At 51.8% G+C, this 19438-nt stretch carries 15 protein-coding genes, 1 pseudogene and 1 other annotated feature; of the genes and pseudogenes, 6 read left to right on the top strand and 10 right to left on the bottom strand.

What is annotated here, in order from left to right:
* Window positions 1-3: 3 nt before the first annotated feature.
* The 3 genes and pseudogenes from trpCF to EDI29_RS03165 form a co-directional block, all read right to left on the bottom strand.
* Window positions 4-1371, bottom strand: a complete 1368-nt coding sequence (trpCF, locus tag EDI29_RS03150) for a bifunctional indole-3-glycerol-phosphate synthase TrpC/phosphoribosylanthranilate isomerase TrpF (RefSeq protein WP_137739680.1) — start codon at window positions 1369-1371, stop codon at window positions 4-6.
* 7 nt (window positions 1372-1378) lie between these two features.
* Window positions 1379-3024, bottom strand: a pseudogene (gene trpD / locus EDI29_RS22930) (bifunctional anthranilate synthase glutamate amidotransferase component TrpG/anthranilate phosphoribosyltransferase TrpD).
* Window positions 3024-4586 carry an anthranilate synthase component 1 gene (locus EDI29_RS03165; protein WP_137739683.1) on the bottom strand — a complete coding sequence of 521 codons (1563 nt, stop codon included), beginning with the start codon at window positions 4584-4586 and terminating at the stop codon, window positions 3024-3026. Before EDI29_RS03165 ends, trpD begins: the two are co-directional and overlap by 1 nt.
* Window positions 4587-4617: 31 nt before the next feature.
* Window positions 4618-4722, bottom strand: a sequence feature (Trp leader region).
* A 208-nt stretch (window positions 4723-4930) separates the two neighbouring features.
* Here EDI29_RS03165 and rnm point away from each other — a divergent pair.
* The 3 genes from rnm (at window position 4931) to rluB (ending at window position 7623) form a co-directional block, all read left to right on the top strand.
* Entirely contained in the window at window positions 4931-5815 is an 885-nt protein-coding gene (rnm, locus tag EDI29_RS03170; protein WP_167494470.1) for an RNase RNM, read from the top strand.
* Between the two features lie 141 nt (window positions 5816-5956).
* Entirely contained in the window at window positions 5957-6577 is a 621-nt protein-coding gene (locus EDI29_RS03175; protein ID WP_137739685.1) for an L-threonylcarbamoyladenylate synthase, read from the top strand.
* 161 nt (window positions 6578-6738) lie between these two features.
* On the top strand, window positions 6739-7623 hold the full coding sequence (rluB, locus tag EDI29_RS03180; RefSeq protein ID WP_107170397.1) for a 23S rRNA pseudouridine(2605) synthase RluB: 885 nt from the start codon (window positions 6739-6741) through the stop codon (window positions 7621-7623).
* A gap of 52 nt (window positions 7624-7675) precedes the next feature.
* On the opposite strand, the gene cobO is transcribed toward rluB, so the two are convergent.
* Together cobO and EDI29_RS03190 are read right to left on the bottom strand one after the other, a co-directional pair.
* The gene (cobO, locus tag EDI29_RS03185; RefSeq protein ID WP_137739686.1) at window positions 7676-8266 is read right to left on the bottom strand and encodes a cob(I)yrinic acid a,c-diamide adenosyltransferase; all 591 of its coding nucleotides are present in this window, start codon (window positions 8264-8266) and stop codon (window positions 7676-7678) included.
* 19 nt (window positions 8267-8285) lie between these two features.
* Window positions 8286-9047, bottom strand: a complete 762-nt coding sequence (locus EDI29_RS03190) for a YciK family oxidoreductase (protein ID WP_137739687.1) — start codon at window positions 9045-9047, stop codon at window positions 8286-8288.
* Between the two features lie 353 nt (window positions 9048-9400).
* On the opposite strand from EDI29_RS03190, the gene sohB reads away from it, so the two are divergent.
* Complete coding sequence (gene sohB, locus EDI29_RS03195; protein ID WP_107170418.1) at window positions 9401-10447, top strand: protease SohB; 1047 nt, start codon at window positions 9401-9403, stop codon at window positions 10445-10447.
* A 55-nt stretch (window positions 10448-10502) separates the two neighbouring features.
* On the opposite strand, the gene EDI29_RS03200 is transcribed toward sohB, so the two are convergent.
* Window positions 10503-10772: a YciN family protein gene (locus tag EDI29_RS03200; RefSeq protein WP_107170395.1), complete on the bottom strand. Its 270-nt coding sequence runs from the start codon at window positions 10770-10772 to the stop codon at window positions 10503-10505.
* A gap of 326 nt (window positions 10773-11098) precedes the next feature.
* Here EDI29_RS03200 and topA point away from each other — a divergent pair, with 326 nt between their 5' ends.
* The gene (gene topA / locus EDI29_RS03205; protein ID WP_137739688.1) at window positions 11099-13699 is read left to right on the top strand and encodes a type I DNA topoisomerase; all 2601 of its coding nucleotides are present in this window, start codon (window positions 11099-11101) and stop codon (window positions 13697-13699) included.
* A gap of 515 nt (window positions 13700-14214) precedes the next feature.
* The gene (gene cysB, locus EDI29_RS03210) at window positions 14215-15189 is read left to right on the top strand and encodes an HTH-type transcriptional regulator CysB (protein ID WP_010295182.1); all 975 of its coding nucleotides are present in this window, start codon (window positions 14215-14217) and stop codon (window positions 15187-15189) included.
* A gap of 88 nt (window positions 15190-15277) precedes the next feature.
* Here the strand turns inward: cysB and dtpA are convergent, their stop codons facing one another.
* The 4 genes from dtpA to rsxG form a co-directional block, all read right to left on the bottom strand.
* A complete protein-coding gene (dtpA, locus tag EDI29_RS03215) occupies window positions 15278-16795 on the bottom strand; it encodes a dipeptide/tripeptide permease DtpA (protein WP_137739689.1) in 1518 nt (505 codons plus the stop codon).
* Window positions 16796-17461: 666 nt separating this feature from the next.
* The gene (nth, locus tag EDI29_RS03220; protein ID WP_137739690.1) at window positions 17462-18097 is read right to left on the bottom strand and encodes an endonuclease III; all 636 of its coding nucleotides are present in this window, start codon (window positions 18095-18097) and stop codon (window positions 17462-17464) included.
* Window positions 18094-18801 carry an electron transport complex subunit E gene (locus tag EDI29_RS03225; RefSeq protein WP_137739691.1) on the bottom strand — a complete coding sequence of 236 codons (708 nt, stop codon included), beginning with the start codon at window positions 18799-18801 and terminating at the stop codon, window positions 18094-18096. Before EDI29_RS03225 ends, nth begins: the two co-directional genes overlap by 4 nt.
* Window positions 18798-19427, bottom strand: coding sequence for an electron transport complex subunit RsxG (gene rsxG / locus EDI29_RS03230; protein WP_137739692.1), 630 nt, complete (start codon window positions 19425-19427; stop codon window positions 18798-18800). The genes EDI29_RS03225 and rsxG overlap by 4 nt, the downstream gene beginning before the upstream one ends.
* Window positions 19428-19438: the final 11 nt, after the last annotated feature.

The following is a 19438-nucleotide window of genomic DNA, read 5'->3' on the forward strand; positions in this document are numbered from 1 at the left end:
GTTTTAGTGTTGCGGCTGACGTAATGTCGCAAAAACCGCAGCAATTTTATGTGAGTCTTTTTTTCCCGGTTCGCTTTCCACCCCGGAATTGAAATCCAGTCCTGCGCAACCTTGCTGTGCCGCCAGGGCGCAGTTATCGCTATTCAGGCCACCGGCTAATAACACGTTATCCAGTGACTGATTGGCCAGCAGTGACCAGTTGAACGTTTTACCGCTGCCGCCCTGAGCGTTATCAAACACATAGCGATCGACGTGGATAAAATTACGTTCTGGCAGCACATCTGTGATGCTCAGTGCTTTCCAAATTTGGCACGACGCAGGTAATTGCTGGCGTAGCTGGTTGATTGTCTGTTGATCTTCATCGCCGTGCAGTTGAACGGCTGCTAACCCCAACTGCGTCGTGATAGCAACGATGTGTTCGACGGGCGCGTTGCGGAAAACACCGACATAGCGCAGTGGTGCTCCCTCAATGACATCAGTAGCTTGTTTGACGTCAACATAGCGCGGAGAACTGGCGACGAAGATTAACCCGCCGTAGAGCGCACCAGCCTGATAGGCGGCCTGTGCATCTGCTGCACGCGTCAGGCCGCAGACCTTGTTTTCTCCTAGAATAACGCGGCGTACTGCACCGTTCAGATCCGGCTCGGACATCAGTGAGCTGCCGATCAGGAATCCCTGAGCAAAGGCGCTGAGTTCACGAATCTGCGCATGGCGGTTGATACCGGATTCACTGATCACGGTGACGCCAGCAGGCAGACGCGGTGCGAGCGTCCGAGTACGGTTGAGGTCAATAGAGAGATCGCGCAGGTCGCGGTTGTTGATCCCGACGACGCGCGCTTCGAGTTGAATGGCACGTTGTAGCTCTTCTTCATTACTGACTTCCGTCAACACGCCTAACTTCAGACTGTGCGCTACCTCGGCCAGTTGCTGATACTGCTCGTCGTCCAGTACGGACAGCATCAGTAGAATGGCATCGGCCTGATAGTAGCGCGCCAGATAGATCTGGTAGGGCGAAATAATAAAATCTTTGCACAAAACCGGCTGATGTACGGCTGCGCTAACCTGTGGCAGGAAGGCAAAATCGCCCTGAAAATACTTCTCGTCGGTTAAAACGGAAATAGCGGACGCGTAACCTTTATAGACCTGAGCAATCGCTACCGGGTCGAAATCGTCGCGAATCAATCCCTTCGACGGCGACGCCTTTTTGCATTCCAGAATAAAGGCGGGCTTATCTTGTTTCAGCGCCTGATAAAAGTCGCGCTGGCTGGGAACGATCTCATGTTGAAAAGAGGCCAGTGGCTGTGCTTTCTCACGTTCTGCAACCCAGAGTGCTTTATCACGCACAATTTTATGTAATACGGTTTCCTGCATGGTTCTATTATCCTCTGGCGGACAGGGCGACAACGCGCTGATAAGCCTGTCCACTATGAATGACGTCAAGTGCCTGTTGCGCATTCTGGCGCAGATCTTCTTGTCCGAACAATCTCAGAAGCAACGCAACGTTGGCGGCAACCGCAGCGGCGTGTGCGCGTTCGCCTTTACCTTGTAGCAGCGACGCGAGAATGTCACGATTTTCTTCCGGCGTTCCGCCTTGTAATGCCGACAGCGGGTACGCCTCCAGACCGAAGTCGCGATGTGTCAGTTCGTAGGTTTCGATCTCGCCATTATGTAACTCTGCAACCTGTGTTGGCGCATGAATGGCGACTTCGTCCATCCCCCCGCCGTGTACGACAGCAGCACGTTGGTAGCCCAGCACCTTCAGCGTTTCAGCGATAGGGCGAACCAGTTCGGGGCTATACACGCCAATCAGCGCCAGCGGCGGACGAGCCGGGTTAACCAGCGGCCCCAGCACGTTGAAAACGGTACGGGTTTTAAGTTGCTGACGCACTGGCATGGCATGGCGGAAACCCAGGTGATATTGCGGAGCAAACAGGAAACACACGCCCAAATCGTCCAGCGCCTGGCGTGAATCCTGTGCGCTCATATCCAGCTTAATGCCGAACGCGGAGAGCAAATCGGATGAACCAGAACGGCTGGAGACGCTGCGGTTGCCGTGCTTGGCGATTTTCAGGCCACAACTGGCAGCAACGAATGCGCTGGCGGTTGAGATGTTGATGCTGTTTGTACCGTCACCGCCGGTGCCGACGATATCGGCAAATAAATAGTCGGGGCGAGGAAATGGCTGAGCATCTGCCAGTAATGCCGTAGCGGCACCCGCAATTTCGTCGGGATGCTCGCCGCGCACTTTCATGCTAATCAGCGCTGCCGCCAGCTGGCTGGCATCCAGTTCACCGCGGATAATGGCGCCAAACAGCGCCTGACTTTCCTGACGGCTGATGTTTTCCGCGCGGTATAATTTTTCCAGTATGTTTTGCATGATAAATACATCCTGAGCAGTAGACGGTTCCAAAGTCGCAGAAGACAGTTGCATAATCGTATCCCTCGTTAAGCTAGCGCCCAGTCAAGCGTTTGTTCCAGCAGTCGAGCGCCGTGTGTGGTCAGGATCGACTCAGGATGGAATTGGAAACCGCAAACGCGATCCGCATCGTTACGCACGGCCATCACCATCGCATTGAAGTGCGCGTTGACGGTCAGCGTAGAAGGAATGTTGCTGCCGACCAGCGAGTGGTAGCGGGCAACGGGCAGCGGGTGCGGTAAACCGTTAAACATGCCGCTGGCATCGTGGTCAATTGCAGACGCTTTGCCATGCAGGATTTCACCCGCCTGGCCGACATGGCCGCCGTAGGCTTCCACGATGGCTTGATGGCCGAGGCAAATACCGATAATCGGCAGTTGACCGCGCAGACGTCGCAGCAGTTCCGGCATGCAGCCCGCTTCCGCCGGTGTGCCGGGGCCGGGAGAGAGCATCAAAATCGGTTTTTCCATCTGTTGTAACCGCGCAATGATGACGTCGGCAGGCAGATGGTTACGGTAAATCACGACCTGATGGCCGCTGGCGCGTAGCTGATCCACCAGGTTGTAGGTGAATGAGTCGATATTATCGAGCAGCAGGATGTCGGCCATCAGAAGATCTCCTTTGCATGGTGCGCACTGGCAATAGCTCGCAGTACCGCGCGGGCTTTATTGCGTGTTTCGTCGGCTTCGGCCTGCGGATTAGAATCAAGAACCACGCCCGCACCGGCCTGAACGGTAGCAATACCGTCTTCGACATAGGCGGAGCGAATAACGATGCAGGTATCCAGATCGCCATGAGCAGTGAAGTAGCCCACCGCGCCGCCGTAGCTGCCGCGTCGGGTTTTCTCACTTTCTGCAATCAACTGCATTGCCCGGACTTTCGGTGCGCCGCTCAGCGTGCCCATATTCATGCAGGCGCGGTAAGCGTGCAGGACATCCAAATCTTCACGCAGCGTACCCACCACGCGCGACACCAGATGCATCACAAAGGAGTAACGATCAACTTTGGTCAAGTCGGCAACATAACGGCTACCCGGTTGGCAGATGCGCGCCAGATCGTTACGGGCTAAATCCACCAACATCAGGTGTTCAGCCAGTTCTTTATGGTCGGTACGCATTTCCAGCTCAATGCGGCTATCGAGATCGCGATCCAACGAACCATCGGCACGGCGGCCGCGTGGGCGAGTACCCGCAATCGGATAGATTTCGATTTGGCGGCTGTCGGCATCGTACTTCAGCGAGCTTTCCGGTGAGGCACCGAACAGCGTGAAATCCTGATCTTGCATATAAAACATGTAAGGGCTGGGATTGTTATCTTTCAGCGTTTGGTAAGCGGCCAGCGGTGAAGGGCAGGGTAAAGAGAAACGGCGCGACGGCACGACCTGAAAAATTTCACCGATGCGGATAGCTTCCTGCATCTGGCTGACAACTTCACCAAAGGCTTCATCACTCTGGTTGCAACTCAGCGTCATGTCTTCGATAGGCTGACGCGGCAGCGCAGGAGCGGGCTGGGTAAGCTGAAGTTGCAACTGTTCCAAACGCTGTTGCAGACGCTGCTTTTCGCTGTGGTTTGGCGTAAACAGGCTGGCTTGCAGGGCGGTCACGCGTTTTTGGTGGTCAAGCACCAGCAAGGTTTCTGCCAGATAGAAGCAAAAATCTGGGCAACGCTGCTGCTGGCTCAGCGCCGGCAACGCTTCAAATCCGGCGACCAGATCGTAGGCGAACAGACCGCCAAGGAACATGGCTTCACGCTCGTCCGTCGGACAGGCAACCAGCGTCAGAATCTGGCGTAAGGCATCAAATACGGACAGCGAACGCAGGCGTGCATCTTCATCCTGCATGGCGTCGGCCAGTGGGAAGGTGAGCTCACGACCGTTCGGACGTGGCTGATTGGTAATTTCCGCAGGCAGTGCGGCATCCAATAATGGCAGCAGGCTGGCACCGTTTGCGGTTAATGCCTGAACGGAAACCTGCTGGCCGAGGGCGGTGATACGCAGTGCGCTATCAATGATTAACAGGCTTTTCAGGTTTTCCTTGCTGTCGATTTCAGCTGATTCTAACAGCAACGTGGCAGGTCTGGCACCGCAGAGCTGATGGAAGATGGCGCTGGGGTCGTTACGGTAAACGGCCTCGGTACGCAGCAGTTCCAGTTTCGGTTGTGTTGTTTGCATTCTTGCTACCCGTTTAATGTTGTGCCCATCAAATAAAAAACCCGCTTAGTTAAGCGGGTTTGGGAATATCTGCATGTGTGATAACAGCGATGCGTGATTAGTCCACCCGCGATAGGGAAGAGCGCCACCAACCATGCTTCATCATTTTCTGCGTTGCCATTATCATCGTCTCACTGTTTATTGCGGACACCGTGTTTGTGTTCCGAGCTTGCGTACTAGTTAACTGGAACGGTGATAAAATGTCAACACCTTCAATAGGATTATTTTATTACTCAGGGAAACCGCAGCCATTACCCTTTTCTTCTTATTAATGGCATCATGCGGCCTTCGCATGATTCTCGTTAATGGATAGGCCTGTGCCAGAAGATTCACAATCGATATCGTCATTCCCACTTTATGATTTGCATAGCCATACTGTGGCGTCTGATGGCCTGTTAACACCGACGGCGTTGGTTTGTCGGGCAGTAGACATGCGGGTAAGTGTGTTGGCTATTACCGATCACGACACGACCGCTGGGCTTGAAGAAGCACGGAATGCAATTGCACAACATGAGTTGCCTCTGAGGCTAATTCCCGGCGTAGAGATCTCCACGCTGTGGGAAAATCATGAGATTCATATTGTCGGATTGGGGATGGATATCACCCATCCTGCGTTACGTGGATTGCTGCAACAGCAGGCGGATAACCGGCAGAGTCGGGCGGAACAGATCGCCGCTCGGTTGGAAAAATCCCGCATTCCCGATGCGCTGGCTGGTGCACAGCGTCTGGCGACGGGAGGGCAGATTACACGGGCGCATTTTGCGCGTTATCTGATCGAGCTGGGTGTCGCGGCGAATATGAATCAGGTGTTCAAAAAATATCTGGCGAAAGGCAAAACTGGCTACGTGCCACCGCAGTGGTGCACCATCCCACAAGCGATCGAGGCGATTCATCAGTCCGGCGGTGTGTCGGTGTTGGCGCATCCGGGGCGCTACGATCTGACGGCCAAATGGTTAAAACGTTTGCTAGCCATGTTTGCAGAAAGCGGCGGGATCGCAATGGAAGTCGCGCAGTGCCAACAGGCGCCGGATGAACGGACACAGCTTGCTCGTTATGCGCGAGATTTCAATCTGATGGCATCGCAAGGATCGGATTTCCACCTGCCTTGCGCCTGGATTGAGCTGGGGCGTAAGTTATGGCTGCCTGCCGACGTCGAGCCGGTTTGGCATCATCCATTATTGGCAAATTAGCTGAACATTACCGCGTAATGGCATCGCTATCTCATGAAATAACAATCTTTTACCACCGACACGTTCTATAATAACCCTATTGCACTATGACGCGGTGTGGGATGAGCAACGCCGCGCAATGTCAGACGCACGAGGTAGGCCATGAGTCAGTTTTTCTATATTCATCCGCAGAATCCGCAACCACGATTAATCAACCAATCGGTGGAGTTTTTGCATAAAGGCGGGGTGATTGTTTATCCAACGGATTCCGGCTATGCGTTGGGTTGTATGCTGGGCGAAAAGAACGCGTTGGAACGTATCTGCCGGATTCGCGATCTGGGTAGCGATCATAACTTCACGCTGATGTGCCGCGATTTGTCCGAACTATCGACGTATGCCCATGTTGATAACTCGGCTTTTCGGTTGATTAAAAATAATACGCCGGGTAATTACACGTTTATTCTGAAAGCGACAAAAGAGGTGCCCCGTCGCTTAATGAATGAAAAACGCAAAACCATCGGCCTGCGCGTGCCGTCTAATCCGATTGCACTGGATTTGCTGGCCGCGCTGAATGAACCGTTGATGTCGACGACGCTGATGCTGCCGGGAAATGATTTCGCCGAATCCGATCCAGAAGAAATTCAGGACGAATTGGGGAAATTGGTGGATTTGATTATCCACGGCGGTTCCCTGGGTCAACAGCCGACGACAGTTATCGATCTGACCGAATCTGTGCCGCGTATTGCTCGTGAAGGCACTGGTGATGTTACGCCGTTCTTATAAGCGCAGCGACGTGTGGTAACAATGAGAATACAAATGGCGCGAAGATCGGTATAATCGCGCCAGCATTGAATATTAGGCATGATTTTTACTTAACTTGCTGAATTTTATAAGCAGTTATGACTCCCCCCGACGCCTGGGAAGGCGACACTAGAGGTTGCTCAATGAGCGAAAAGTTACAAAAAGTTCTGGCGCGCGCCGGACATGGCTCACGCCGCGAAATTGAAGGTATCATTCAGGCTGGGCGCGTCAGCGTTGACGGCAAGGTTGCCACACTGGGCGATCGCGTTGAAGTGACGAAAGCCACCAAAATCCGTATTGATGGTCATGTGGTTACCGTTAAGGAAACCGAAGAAACCGTGTGTCGCGTACTGGTGTATTACAAACCAGAAGGCGAGCTGTGCACCCGCAACGATCCTGATGGGCGCCCAACGGTGTTTGACCGTTTGCCGAGAATTCAGGGTTCCCGTTGGGTTGCTGTAGGGCGTCTGGATGTGAATACCTCCGGTCTGCTGCTGTTTACGACCGACGGTGAACTGGCCAATCGCCTGATGCACCCCAGCCGTGAGGTTGAGCGTGAATATGCCGTGCGGGTCTTCGGTGAGGTTGATGACGAAAAGATCAAGCAACTGAGCAAAGGCGTGCAGTTGGAAGACGGCCCTGCTTCGTTCCGCACTATCCGCTATCAGGGTGGTGAAGGCTTGAACCAGTGGTATAACGTGACGCTGACAGAAGGGCGTAACCGTGAAGTTCGCCGTCTGTGGGAAGCCGTTGGCGTGCAGGTGAGCCGCCTGATTCGCGTGCGCTATGGCGATATTACCTTGCCAAAAGGCATCCCTCGTGGTGGCTGGGCTGAAATGCCGCTTGAACAACTGAACTATCTGCGTGAGTTAGTGCAGCTCCCAGTAGAAACCGTATCGAAACTGCCGGTTGAGCGTGAGCGCCGTCGGGTGAAAGCGAACCAAATCCGCCGTGCGGTAAAACGTCATAGCCAGATTAACAGTGCTCCGGCACGTCGCACATCGCCAAAGCCGAAACGCAACGGCTAATCTTTTTCTCCATACGCTTCACGGGCAGCCTTCGCTGCCCGTTTTCGTTTCACTACCAGTCAATCCCTTGCTGCGCCTGAATCCCGTTATCAAACGCATGCTTTACCGGGCGCATTTCCGTCACGGTATCGGCCATTTCCAGCAAATCACGATGGCAACCTCGCCCGGTAATAATGACGGTCTGTCCAGCAGGACGCTGTTTTAATGCCGTGACAACGTCACTTAAATCCAAATAATCGTAGCTAACCATATACGTCAGTTCGTCCAATACGACGAGGTCGAGCTGTGGATCGGCCAGCATACGTTTACCATGCTGCCAGACGTGTTGTGCGGCTTCGGTATCCGTCTGGCGATTCTGCGTCTCCCAGGTAAAACCGGTCGCCATGACCTGAAATTCCACGCCATGCTGTTGCAGCAGATTTTTTTCGCCGTTTGGCCATTCACCTTTAATAAACTGAATCACGCCCGCCCGCAATCCATGGCCTATCGCTCGCGTGACGGTGCCAAACGCTGCTGTCGTTTTCCCTTTTCCATTACCGGTGAAAACAATCAAGATGCCGCGCATTTCATTCGCGGCGGCAATGCGGGCATCAACCTTTTCTTTCAGGCGCTGCTGGCGTTGTTGGTGGCGTTCATCGCTCATCGTGCGTGTTCTTCTCTTGTTATTCGGCTGGACCGGCTTTTCTGCCCGGCTGTGCGTCAAAACTCATCCCCGTCTTGCGGCGGCTGTCATCACCCATCAGGTAGAGATACAGCGGCATAATATCTGCCGGCGTCTTCAGCTTCATCGGATCTTCGTTGGGGAACGCCGACGCCCGCATCCCCGTGCGCGTTCCGCCGGGATTAATACAGTTCACCCGCAGATTGTGCGAACGATACTCATCGGCTAGCACCTGCATCAGACCTTCTGTCGCGAACTTGGATACGGAATAGGCTCCCCAATTGGCACGACCTTCGCGGCCGACGCTGGAACTGGTGAAAACCAGAGAGGAACAGGGGGATTTCAGCAATAGCGGCAGCAGCGCTTGCGTCAGCATAAAGGTTGCGTTGACGTTGACCTGCATAACCTGATGCCAGACCTCAGGCGTTTGTTGTACGACAGGGACGATTTCCCCAAGCAATCCGGCGTTATGGAGGACACCATCCAGATGCGGTATAACGTGTGCCAGTTCATCCGCCAACTGAAAGCACTGTGCAGAGGATAAAGCCAACATATCGCAGACAACGATGTGTGCCGTCGTACCGTGCTCCTGTTCTATTTGCTGCTTAACCGCCTGTAGTTTAGTTTCTGTCCGCCCCAATAAGATGACGTGAGCGCCATAGCGGGCGTAGGTCAGCGCGGCTTCCCGGCCTATGCCGTCGCCCGCACCAGTGACCAGAATGATGCGATTTTGCAATAAATCAGTTTTAGGCTGGTAATGCACAATGAATTCCTCTTGCCGTGGCGCAGAACTGTCCACGCTTCAGATAATAGACCTGCCATCGACTATCGGCGTGACGAGATAGGTCGCACAGCTCGGAACGTCAGATGAAGGCGTATCCGGGCAGGGTGAATGGGGGTGTTATGCCTCAAATGTTGCAGGTTTTCAATGAGACTGCCTCTATTTGTCCCTGTACTGTTGTAAAAACCGGCAATAGATAGAGAAACCGCAGGAATAACATCGCCATATTGTGTGTCATCAGTTAGGTTATAGGAAGGGAATGGCGCGTGACGTCAGCGCTATAGTTGGCTGGTCAGCCAATATTAATTAATGCTCAGTCAATGAGGACGGTGTTTGTGGAATTACTTTCTCTGTACGGTTTATTCCTGGCGAAGGTGCTCACCATTGTGGTGGCGATTGGTGCGTTAGTCGTTCTGGCATTCGGGATGACACAGCGTAAGCGCCCGCATAAAGGTGAGTTGCAGGTCACGAATCTGGGCGAGCAATATCAGGAAATGCAGCGTGAAATGCAGACAGCCTGTATGAGCGACACTGAACGCAAGCTGTTATCTAAACAAGAAAAAAAGAAAGAAAAAGAAACTGCTAAGCAAGATAAACAGCGCGCCAAACGTGGCGAAGAGAAAAGTGTCAAACCGTGCCTGTACGTTCTTGATTTCAACGGCAGTATGGATGCCGGCGAAGTCAGTTCGCTGCGTGAAGAGATCTCTGCCGTGCTCGCCGTGGCGAAACCGAAAGACGAAGTGTTGCTGCGTTTGGAAAGTCCTGGTGGCGTAGTACACGGCTATGGGTTGGCGGCCTCGCAATTGCAACGTTTACGCCAGGGTGGCGTACGTTTGACGGTTTCCGTGGATAAAGTCGCGGCCAGTGGCGGATATATGATGGCCTGCGTAGCTGACCGTATTGTCGCGGCACCTTTTGCTATTGTGGGATCTATTGGCGTCGTGGCACAAATCCCCAATTTCCACCGTTTGCTGAAAAATAAAGATATCGATGTTGAGCTGCACACCGCCGGTGAATTCAAGCGCACGCTGACGCTGTTTGGTGAGAATACTGAGCAAGGCCGTGAGAAATTTCGCGAAGATCTGAATGTAACGCACACGTTGTTTAAAGATTTTGTGCAGCAAATGCGTCCATCGTTGGATATTGATTCGGTCGCGACGGGCGAGCACTGGTTTGGCACGCAGGCAAAAGAGTTGGGATTGATAGATGCGATCGGCACCAGTGACGATCTGCTCATCGCCGAAATGGCGAATCATGAAGTATTAAGCGTGCGCTATACGCGCCGTAAACGCCTGTTGGATCGCCTGACGGGCAGCGCAGGCGATACCGCAGAACGCCTGATGCTACGCTGGTGGCAGCGTGGTTCAAAACCTCTGCTGTAATCGCGATAGTAAAGTGCAACACGATCAAATGCCCGCCGTTCGCGGGCATTTGCATTTAATCGACCAGATAATATTTTTCGGATAAAACATGCGCAAGGTGTTTGAACATGTTAAATACAGCGGTGCTTTTTAACGTCGGAATTCCATTCGCATCGAGAAAAAACTCACCACGAAAAACCAATACGCCGTTTTTTTGTTCTACGCTATCAGCGACCATGCCATGCAAGTAATCATCGTGATGTTTAATGATGTCATTGGCTTCAACTAATAAGTTCTGGCGGCTAATCGGACGTTTTTCTTCGTTAACCTGATATTCAGGTGACATGATTGCTACTCCTGTGCGCCCCTTGAAAAAAGGGGGAATTACACGATATCAACAACGTTTGTTCCAAAACTGCATCGAGAGAAAGGGTACTGCGATACGGTTTCAGCGTAAAGAGCAGATTATGAGGCAAATAGGCTACATTTTAGGGGCTTACCTGCCGATATTCAGTGTGGCAGGAAGCGGATAAAACAGCGTACCCATGCTAATTAGGTTGCGTGGCAGCATTTATCAGGTAGAGTGTGGGATTTTGCGCAGTCAGTAGAATCCGCTCTGGATGCCCCGAAAAATATCTGATTTTCAGAAGAATTCAGCAGGTAATAGTACATATGGGTAAAGCTCTCGTTATCGTCGAGTCCCCGGCAAAAGCCAAAACGATTAATAAGTATTTAGGCAATGACTACGTGGTGAAATCCAGCGTCGGTCATGTGCGCGATTTGCCGACGAGTGGCTCAGTCAGTAAAAAGAGCGCGGACTCAGCGACTAAAGATAAAACGAAAAAGAAAGTCAAAAAGGATGAAAAATCTGCGCTGGTTAATCGTATGGGCGTCGATCCTTATCATGGTTGGAAGGCTAACTACGAAATACTGCCGGGTAAGGAGAAGGTTGTCTCCGAACTAAAAACATTGGCGGAAAATGCTGACCATATCTATCTCGCAACCGACCTTGACCGCGAAGGGGAAGCCATTGCTTGGCACCTGCGGGAAATCATTGGTGGTGACGATCAGCGTTTTAGCCGCGTGGTGTTTAACGAAATCACGAAAAATGCCATTACGCAGGCGTTTGAAAAACCAGACACGTTGAATATCGACCGGGTTAATGCGCAGCAGGCGCGTCGGTTTATGGATCGCGTAGTGGGTTACATGGTTTCCCCGCTGTTGTGGAAAAAAATTGCCCGCGGTCTGTCTGCCGGACGTGTGCAGTCGGTTGCGGTGCGCCTGATTGTCGATCGCGAGCGCGAAATTAAAGCGTTCGTGCCGGAAGAATATTGGGAATTGCACGCCGACTTGCTGGCGGGCAGCGATATTCAACTGCAAATGCAGGTAACGCATCACAACGGCAAACCGTTTAAGCCCGTTAACAAAGATCAAACACATGCGGCGGTCAGCCTGCTTGAAAACGCACGCTATGTGGTTGCTGACCGTGAAGATAAACCGACCAGCAGCAAACCCGGTGCGCCGTTCATCACATCAACGCTGCAACAGGCTGCCAGTACACGCCTCGGCTTTGGTGTGAAAAAAACCATGATGATGGCGCAGCGTCTGTATGAAGCGGGCTACATTACCTATATGCGTACCGACTCCACGAACCTCAGTCAGGATGCGTTGACGATGGTGCGTGGCTATATCGGCGAAGAATTCGGTAAGCGCTATCTGCCGGAGGCAGCAGCCGTCTACAGCAGCAAAGAAAATTCACAGGAAGCGCACGAAGCCATTCGACCTTCCGATGTTGGCGTGCTGGCTGACAGTCTGAAAGATATGGAAGCCGATGCGCAGAAGCTGTATCAGCTGATTTGGCGTCAGTTCGTCGCCTGTCAAATGACGCCAGCGCAATACGATTCCACCACGTTAATTGTGGAAGCCGCTGATTATCAACTGCGTGCGAAAGGCCGTACGCTGCGTTTTGATGGCTGGACGAAAGTCATGCCAGCGCTGCGTAAAAATGATGAAGACCGCACATTGCCGAGTGTGGCGGTGGGCGAAGCGCTGTCGCTACAGAAACTGCTGCCAGGGCAACACTTCACCAAACCGCCAGCACGTTACAGCGATGCCTCTCTGGTTAAAGAGCTGGAAAAACGCGGTATTGGTCGTCCTTCAACCTACGCTTCGATTATTTCAACCATTCAGGATCGCGGCTATGTACGGGTGGAAAATCGCCGTTTCTATGCTGAGAAAATGGGGGAAATCGTTACCGATCGCCTGGAAGAAAACTTCCGCGAATTGATGAATTACGATTTCACCGCACGAATGGAAAGCCGTCTCGATCAGGTCGCGAATAATCAGGCGGAATGGAAAGCAGTATTGGATGAGTTCTTCAACGAATTTAGCCAGCAGTTGGAAAAGGCCGAACAGGACCCTGAAGAAGGCGGTATGCGCCCCAATGCGATGGTGTTGACCAGCATTGATTGCCCGACCTGCTCTCGTCAGATGGGTATCCGTACTGCCAGCACCGGGGTGTTTCTGGGCTGTTCCGGCTATGCACTGCCGCCGAAAGAGCGTTGTAAAACCACAATTAATCTGATACCGGAAGCCGAAGTGCTGAACGTGTTAGAGGGTGATGAAGCCGAAACTAACGCGTTGCGTGCTCGTCGCCGCTGTGAAAAATGCGGCACGGCGATGGACAGCTACCTGATTGATAATCAGCGTAAGCTGCACGTTTGCGGGAATAACCCAGCCTGTGACGGATATGAGATCGAAGCCGGTGAATTCCGCATCAAGGGCTACGATGGTCCTATCGTTGAGTGTGAGAAATGTGGTTCCGAAATGCATCTCAAAATGGGACGCTTCGGTAAATACATGGCGTGCACCGGCGAAACGTGCAGTAACACGCGTAAGATCCTGCGTAATGGCGATGTTGCGCCACCGAAAGAAGATCCAGTGCCGCTGCCTGAGCTGCCTTGTGAGAAGTCCGATGCGTATTTCGTCTTGCGTGACGGTGCAGCGGGGGTGTTCCTTGCAGCCAATACGTTCCCGAAATCTCGTGAAACGCGGGCACCGCTGGTAGAGGAACTGGTGCGATTTAAAGATCGTTTGCCAGAAAAACTGCGCTATTTGGCCGATGCTCCGGTGGTCGATAAAGATGGCAATAAAACGCAGGTGCGTTTCAGCCGTAAGACCAAACAGCAATATGTCTCGTCAGAAAAAGACGGCAAGGCAACGGGCTGGTCGGCGTTTTATATTGACGGAAAATGGGTTGAAGGGAAGAAGTAATCCCTTTCTGTCTCCCTGACGCACCGCTGTGTTTGTGCGTCAAAAATAGCCAAATCGAGCCAGCCGCGAGGCTGGCTTTTTTTATCTTAAAAAATATCCTGCTAAAACAGGCGTATGAGGATAGTCTTGCGGTAGCGTAAGGATTGTTGATCCGTGATAGAGAATCATGCGGTTTACCTCGGTGATAATCGCACGCGCTGCGTTCTTTATCGCGCTAATCATGTAAATATGGTTATATAAAAATAATTTTTATGATTAAATGACATTAATTGATGGAAATATGCGCCGGACGTTTAAGGCGTATACCCTAAATAGTTCGAGTTGCGTGACAAAACGTGAGCGTTTTGAACGCCGCTTGCGGCGGCTCTTCAGGGCGAGGCTCAGAAATGAGCCAAGTATTGCCAGCGCACAAGCAGCTTGAAGTATGACGAGTATAATCAAGGTCAATAAAACGGAACGTCGTTAGAACGTCGTGAGATGCTACGCGCACACTTCAATTGGGAATGGGATAAATTATGAAACTACAACAGCTTCGTTATATTGTTGAAGTTGTTAATCACAACCTGAATGTGTCTTCTACCGCAGAAGGGTTGTACACCTCCCAGCCGGGGATCAGTAAACAGGTCCGTATGCTGGAGGATGAGCTGGGCATTCAGATTTTTGCCCGTAGTGGAAAACACCTGACACAGGTGACACCCGCTGGACAGGAAGTCATCCGCATTGCACGTGAAGTGTTGTCGAAAGTCGATGCCATCAAAGCGGTTGCCGGAGAGCATACCTATCCCGATAAAGGGTCGCTGTACGTCGCGACGACCCATACGCAGGCTCGCTACGCGTTGCCGAGCGTAATCAAAGGTTTCATCGATCGCTACCCTCGCGTGTCGCTGCACATGCATCAGGGGTCGCCGACACAGATTGCTGAGGCTGTAGCGAAAGGGTCGGCGGATTTTGCGATTGCGACTGAAGCCCTGCATTTGTACGACGATCTGATCATGCTGCCTTGCTACCATTGGAATCGCGCAGTGGTGGTGAAACCCGATCACCCGCTGGCGTCTAAAACAGACATTTCTATTGAAGAACTGGCCGCTTATCCCATCGTCACCTATACCTTTGGCTTTACGGGGCGTTCAGAGCTGGATACGGCATTTAACCGAGCAGGTCTCACGCCGCGCATCGTCTTTACCGCAACAGATGCCGATGTGATTAAGACCTACGTGCGTTTAGGGCTAGGGGTAGGGGTGATTGCCAACATGGCGGTCGATCCGCAAACGGAAACCGATCTGGTAACTATCAACGCAAACAGCATCTTCAGCTACAGCACGACAAAAATCGGCTTCCGTCGCAGCACGTTCCTGCGTAGCTACATGTATGATTTCATTCAGCGTTTTGCCCCACATTTGACGCGAGATGTTGTCGATTCTGCCGTGGCGCTGCGTTCGAATGATGAAATTGAAGCAATGTTTAAAGACGTTACGCTGCCAGTGAAGTAAACGTCATTCAGGACGGATGAATCAACGCAAAAAAGCCAGACACTGTCTGGCTTTTTATCATTTTTGCACGACGTGTTCCGGCTAGTTATCAGGCGGAGGCTGTTGTAGTGACTGCATCCGCAGGAGCGTCGGCGACATCCTGAGTCATACGCGTCAGTTTCGGCGCGGTCAGCAGCATCAGAACGGCGATAATACCCGTGACGATGCCAATCTGCATGAAGACATTGCTATAAATCTCAAGAGAGGCGTGTGGGTCTACGACGTTCTCAGGCACGGCCATCATGTTGGCGACGTAGCCTGCGATAATGGCGGCACCGGCTGACGTTAGGAACCAGGCACCCATAATGAAGCCCATCAGACGCTGTGGGACTAACTGAGCGACCATCGCCAGACCCAGACCGGAGATCATTAACTCCCCGATACTTTGCAGACCATAGCAGAGGATCAGCCAGTTAACGGACACAATACCCTGTTCGTTTGCCATGCTGGCGCCCCACGGCAGCACGAGAAACGCGCCGGAGCACAGCACCATACCAATCGCAAACTTGTGCGCCATCGGCAGCTGGTCACCCATTTTATTGTAAACCGCAGCCAGAATCGGGCTAGCAACCATGATCCAGAATGGGTTGAGCGCCTGATACTGCTCTGGCTCAAAGGCAAAGCCTAAAATTGAGTGCTCAACGTTGCGGATGGCAAAGAAGTTCAGCGATGTTGGCATTTGGTTGTACAACACAAAGAAGACCACGGCTTCCAGCATCAGCAGAAGCGCTACGATCATCTTCCGACGCTCTGCACCTTTCACCGCCAGCATCTCTTTGATGAAGATAGCGACAACAGCGATCGAAATAATGGTCAAAATCCAACGAGCAACGCCCTGATTGTGTAGCAGCCAGGTGGAGAGGGCGACCAGCGCAACGATACCCACGAGGGTGATGGCGAGCTTCTGCAAATTAATTGGCTGAAAATCTGGCTGAGAACCCTGTGCGCTGACCCACTTACGGCAGAACATGAAGTTGACCAGCGTAAGAATCATACCGACCACGCTCAAGGAGAAGGCAACGCTCCAGCCATAGTGCGCGGCAAGTACGGGGGTAGCCAACATAGAAAAGAAAGAGCCGATGTTCACCGACATGTAGTACATGGTGAAGGCACCATCCAGACGCGGATCATCTTTCGCGTAGCAGGTAGACAGCAGGGCTGATGGGTTAGCCTTAAACAGCCCGTTACCGACAGCAATGGTTGCCATACCGATATAGACCCATGTCACGCTATGTCCCGAGTAGGAAATCATGGCGTAGCCGAATGCCAACACGATGGCCCCCAGCACGATGACACGTTTGGTACCGAGGACTTTGTCGCCCAACCAGCCGCCAATGGCGACGAAGCCGTATACCAGCGCGCTGAACGAGGAAAATAGGGTGATAGAGTCGGTTTCGGACATGCCCAGCATTTTGACCAGATAAACCGCCATAATGCCTTGCAGACCGTAGTAACCAAAACGCTCCCACAATTCGATACTAAAGATGAGATAAAACGCTTTTGGTTGTTTGAAGGCGTTCATGCTGACGCTTTCGGTGGATTCGCTGTTGTTGTTTGCTGTTGACACAAAGACCTCTGATTTTACCTATCTCGCTTTTTTTAACGAGAAAATAACAAGAGTGAGACAGTGAAACTGCGACCTCTTTTGATTAATTATGGGGAGGAAAACGGCGCTATATTGACGGTATTTTACGGACAGACAAGTCATTTGACATATTTTGTTACAAGTGGGTTTTGTAGCGGGATAAAACCATAAATTAAATGTTATGCAGAGTTTAATTTCATAACTTGCTTTTGCTTCAAATGATTATCTCGATTTTCTGCGTTTGTTTTTTATTAAAGGGATATAATCTGCCTTTTAATTAAAATCAAGACAATATCATTAACTATGAATGAATATGCGGTTTAATCTTTTGCATATTACTAAATATGCAGTGAGTGTAAAAATCCATCAATGGCAGGCGATAAGATAAAATTCGATATAATAACCATACGTGACTTTCAATCACTAAATTTTCTATTAAAAATAACTTATTAGCCTTAAATAGTGGTTACTTGTGTTTTTATACAGGCTTTTAGGTTGGATGTCTGCCAGAGAGAACGCGGTTACCTGAGCGATGGAGGACAGCGCGCGCGTGGCTTATTCGGATTGTGAGAGAGTTAAAAGCAAGATAGCGCGTGGAATAATAGAGAGAAAGGCCTGATGATGGGCGTTCCACCAGGCCACAACCGATTAGGCGTCGACCTTTTCGCCAAACTCACATAAATCTTCAATCAGGCAGGAACCGCAGCGTGGTTTGCGGGCGATGCAGGTGTAACGACCGTGCAGGATTAACCAGTGATGACAGTCGACTTTAAATTCTGCCGGAACGACTTTCAGCAGTTTTTCCTCTACCTGTTCAACATTTTTACCCGGGGCGAATCCCGTACGGTTACTGACGCGAAAGATGTGGGTATCAACAGCAATGGTCGGCCAGCCAAACGCGGTATTCAAAACCACGTTTGCCGTTTTTCGACCTACACCAGGTAGGGCTTCCAACGCAGCGCGATCTTCAGGAACCTGCCCCTGGTGCTTTTCCAGCAATAGGCGACAGGTCTTGATAACGTTTTCCGCTTTGCTGTTAAACAGGCCGATTGTCTTGATATAGCTCTTAACGCCGTCTACGCCGAGTTCTAGCAGCGCTTCGGGCGTGTTGGCGACAGGATAGAGCTTTGCGGTTGCCTTGTTTACGCTGACGTCGGTTGCCTGTGCAGAAAGCAGTACGGCGATGAGCAGTTCAAATGGCGTGCTGAAATTTAACTCAGTCGTTGGATGGGGATTGTTGTCGCGTAAACGCGTTAAGATCTCAATCCGCTTGGCTTTGTTCACAGCGATCCCTCTACGGCATCGGTTGCTGGTGCCACTTTCCTTTCGGCGGCAACGGCCCGCGCTCGGCGTTGTTTCATTTTCTCATCAATTAAATATTTCGCGGCCAATAGCAGCCCTAAACCGATAAAGGCACCTGGTGGCAACATCGCCAGCAGAAAAGGGGAATCCAGGTGGACTACCTCAATGCGGAGGGCTTTAGCCCAACTGCCTAATAGTAGGTCAGCACCGTCGAACAGCGTGCCGTTGCCCAGGATTTCACGCAAAGAACCAAGCACTACTAATGCGCTGGTTGCCCCCAAGCCCATTGCCAGCCCGTCGATGGCGGAAGGGAGTACCGCATTTTTAGAGGCAAAGGCTTCTGCGCGCCCGATAACGATACAGTTCGTCACGATCAGCGGAATAAAAATCCCCAGTGATTGATATAAACCGTAAGCATAGGCATTGATCAGCATTTGTACGGTACTGACCACTGAGGCAATGATCATGACGTAAATGGGAATACGGATTTCCGCTGGCACCCAACGGCGCAGTGCGGAGACAGCCATGTTGGTACAGGTGAGAACCAGTGTCGTTGCCAGACCGAGTCCCAGCGCGTTAGTTGCCGTAGATGACACGGCCAGAAGGGGACACAGGCCGAGTAATTGAACCAGTGCCGAGTTGTTCTTCCATAACCCGTCGATGAAAAGCGCTTTGGTTTGACTCATTGATTCTCTCCACAGGCGGACAGCGTGTTAATTTGTGACGGCAGCGTTTGCAGGTAAAGCGTGCTGCGTTTTACGCTGTTAATGACGGCACGCGGTGTGATAGTGGCACCGGTAAACTGATCAAACATCCCACCTTCTTTCTTCACCGCCCAGCGAGCGTCATGCTCACCTTGTACCATTAGCCCATTAAACCGCGTGATCCAGTCAGAAATTCGCACTTCGATTTTATCACCTAGCCCCGGTGTTTCATGGTGCTCGGTCACGCGGACGCCGAGTACCTTACCGTGAAAATCGGCACCAACCAGCAGTCGAATGGCACCAGAATAACCATCCGGCGCGGTACTTTCCAGTGCGGCAGCGACCGGTTCACCATTCTGACGAGCAATAAAAACCCGGTGTGGTGCTGGCGATCCTAATGCCGAATTAGTGACAACGTAACACTCTTTCTGAATGTCGCTATTGTATAACTCGGCGGGAACGACCTGATCCAACAACATCTTTTGCTGCAACATTGCCTGATGGGAGATCGTCGGTTCCGTCAACATGTTCACAATAGCTGTGATTGCCGTGGTGAAGGCCGCAAACAGAGCCAGTGTTGTCGCGTGGCGGCGCATTGTCGTCATCATGGGGCGTCTCC

The sequence above is a fragment of the Pectobacterium polonicum genome, assembly GCF_005497185.1.
Classification (GTDB): Bacteria; Pseudomonadota; Gammaproteobacteria; order Enterobacterales; family Enterobacteriaceae; genus Pectobacterium; species Pectobacterium polonicum.

Coding starts and splice junctions, on each gene's coding strand:
- trpCF (WP_137739680.1), bottom strand. CDS start 1,371: ATGCAGGAAACCGTATTACATAAAATTGTGCGTGATAAAGCACTCTGG.
- EDI29_RS03165 (WP_137739683.1), bottom strand. CDS start 4,586: ATGCAAACAACACAACCGAAACTGGAACTGCTGCGTACCGAGGCCGTT.
- rnm (WP_167494470.1), top strand. CDS start 4,931: ATGGATAGGCCTGTGCCAGAAGATTCACAATCGATATCGTCATTCCCA.
- EDI29_RS03175 (WP_137739685.1), top strand. CDS start 5,957: ATGAGTCAGTTTTTCTATATTCATCCGCAGAATCCGCAACCACGATTA.
- rluB (WP_107170397.1), top strand. CDS start 6,739: ATGAGCGAAAAGTTACAAAAAGTTCTGGCGCGCGCCGGACATGGCTCA.
- cobO (WP_137739686.1), bottom strand. CDS start 8,266: ATGAGCGATGAACGCCACCAACAACGCCAGCAGCGCCTGAAAGAAAAG.
- EDI29_RS03200 (WP_107170395.1), bottom strand. CDS start 10,772: ATGTCACCTGAATATCAGGTTAACGAAGAAAAACGTCCGATTAGCCGC.
- topA (WP_137739688.1), top strand. CDS start 11,099: ATGGGTAAAGCTCTCGTTATCGTCGAGTCCCCGGCAAAAGCCAAAACG.
- cysB (WP_010295182.1), top strand. CDS start 14,215: ATGAAACTACAACAGCTTCGTTATATTGTTGAAGTTGTTAATCACAAC.
- EDI29_RS03225 (WP_137739691.1), bottom strand. CDS start 18,801: ATGAGTCAAACCAAAGCGCTTTTCATCGACGGGTTATGGAAGAACAAC.
- rsxG (WP_137739692.1), bottom strand. CDS start 19,427: ATGATGACGACAATGCGCCGCCACGCGACAACACTGGCTCTGTTTGCG.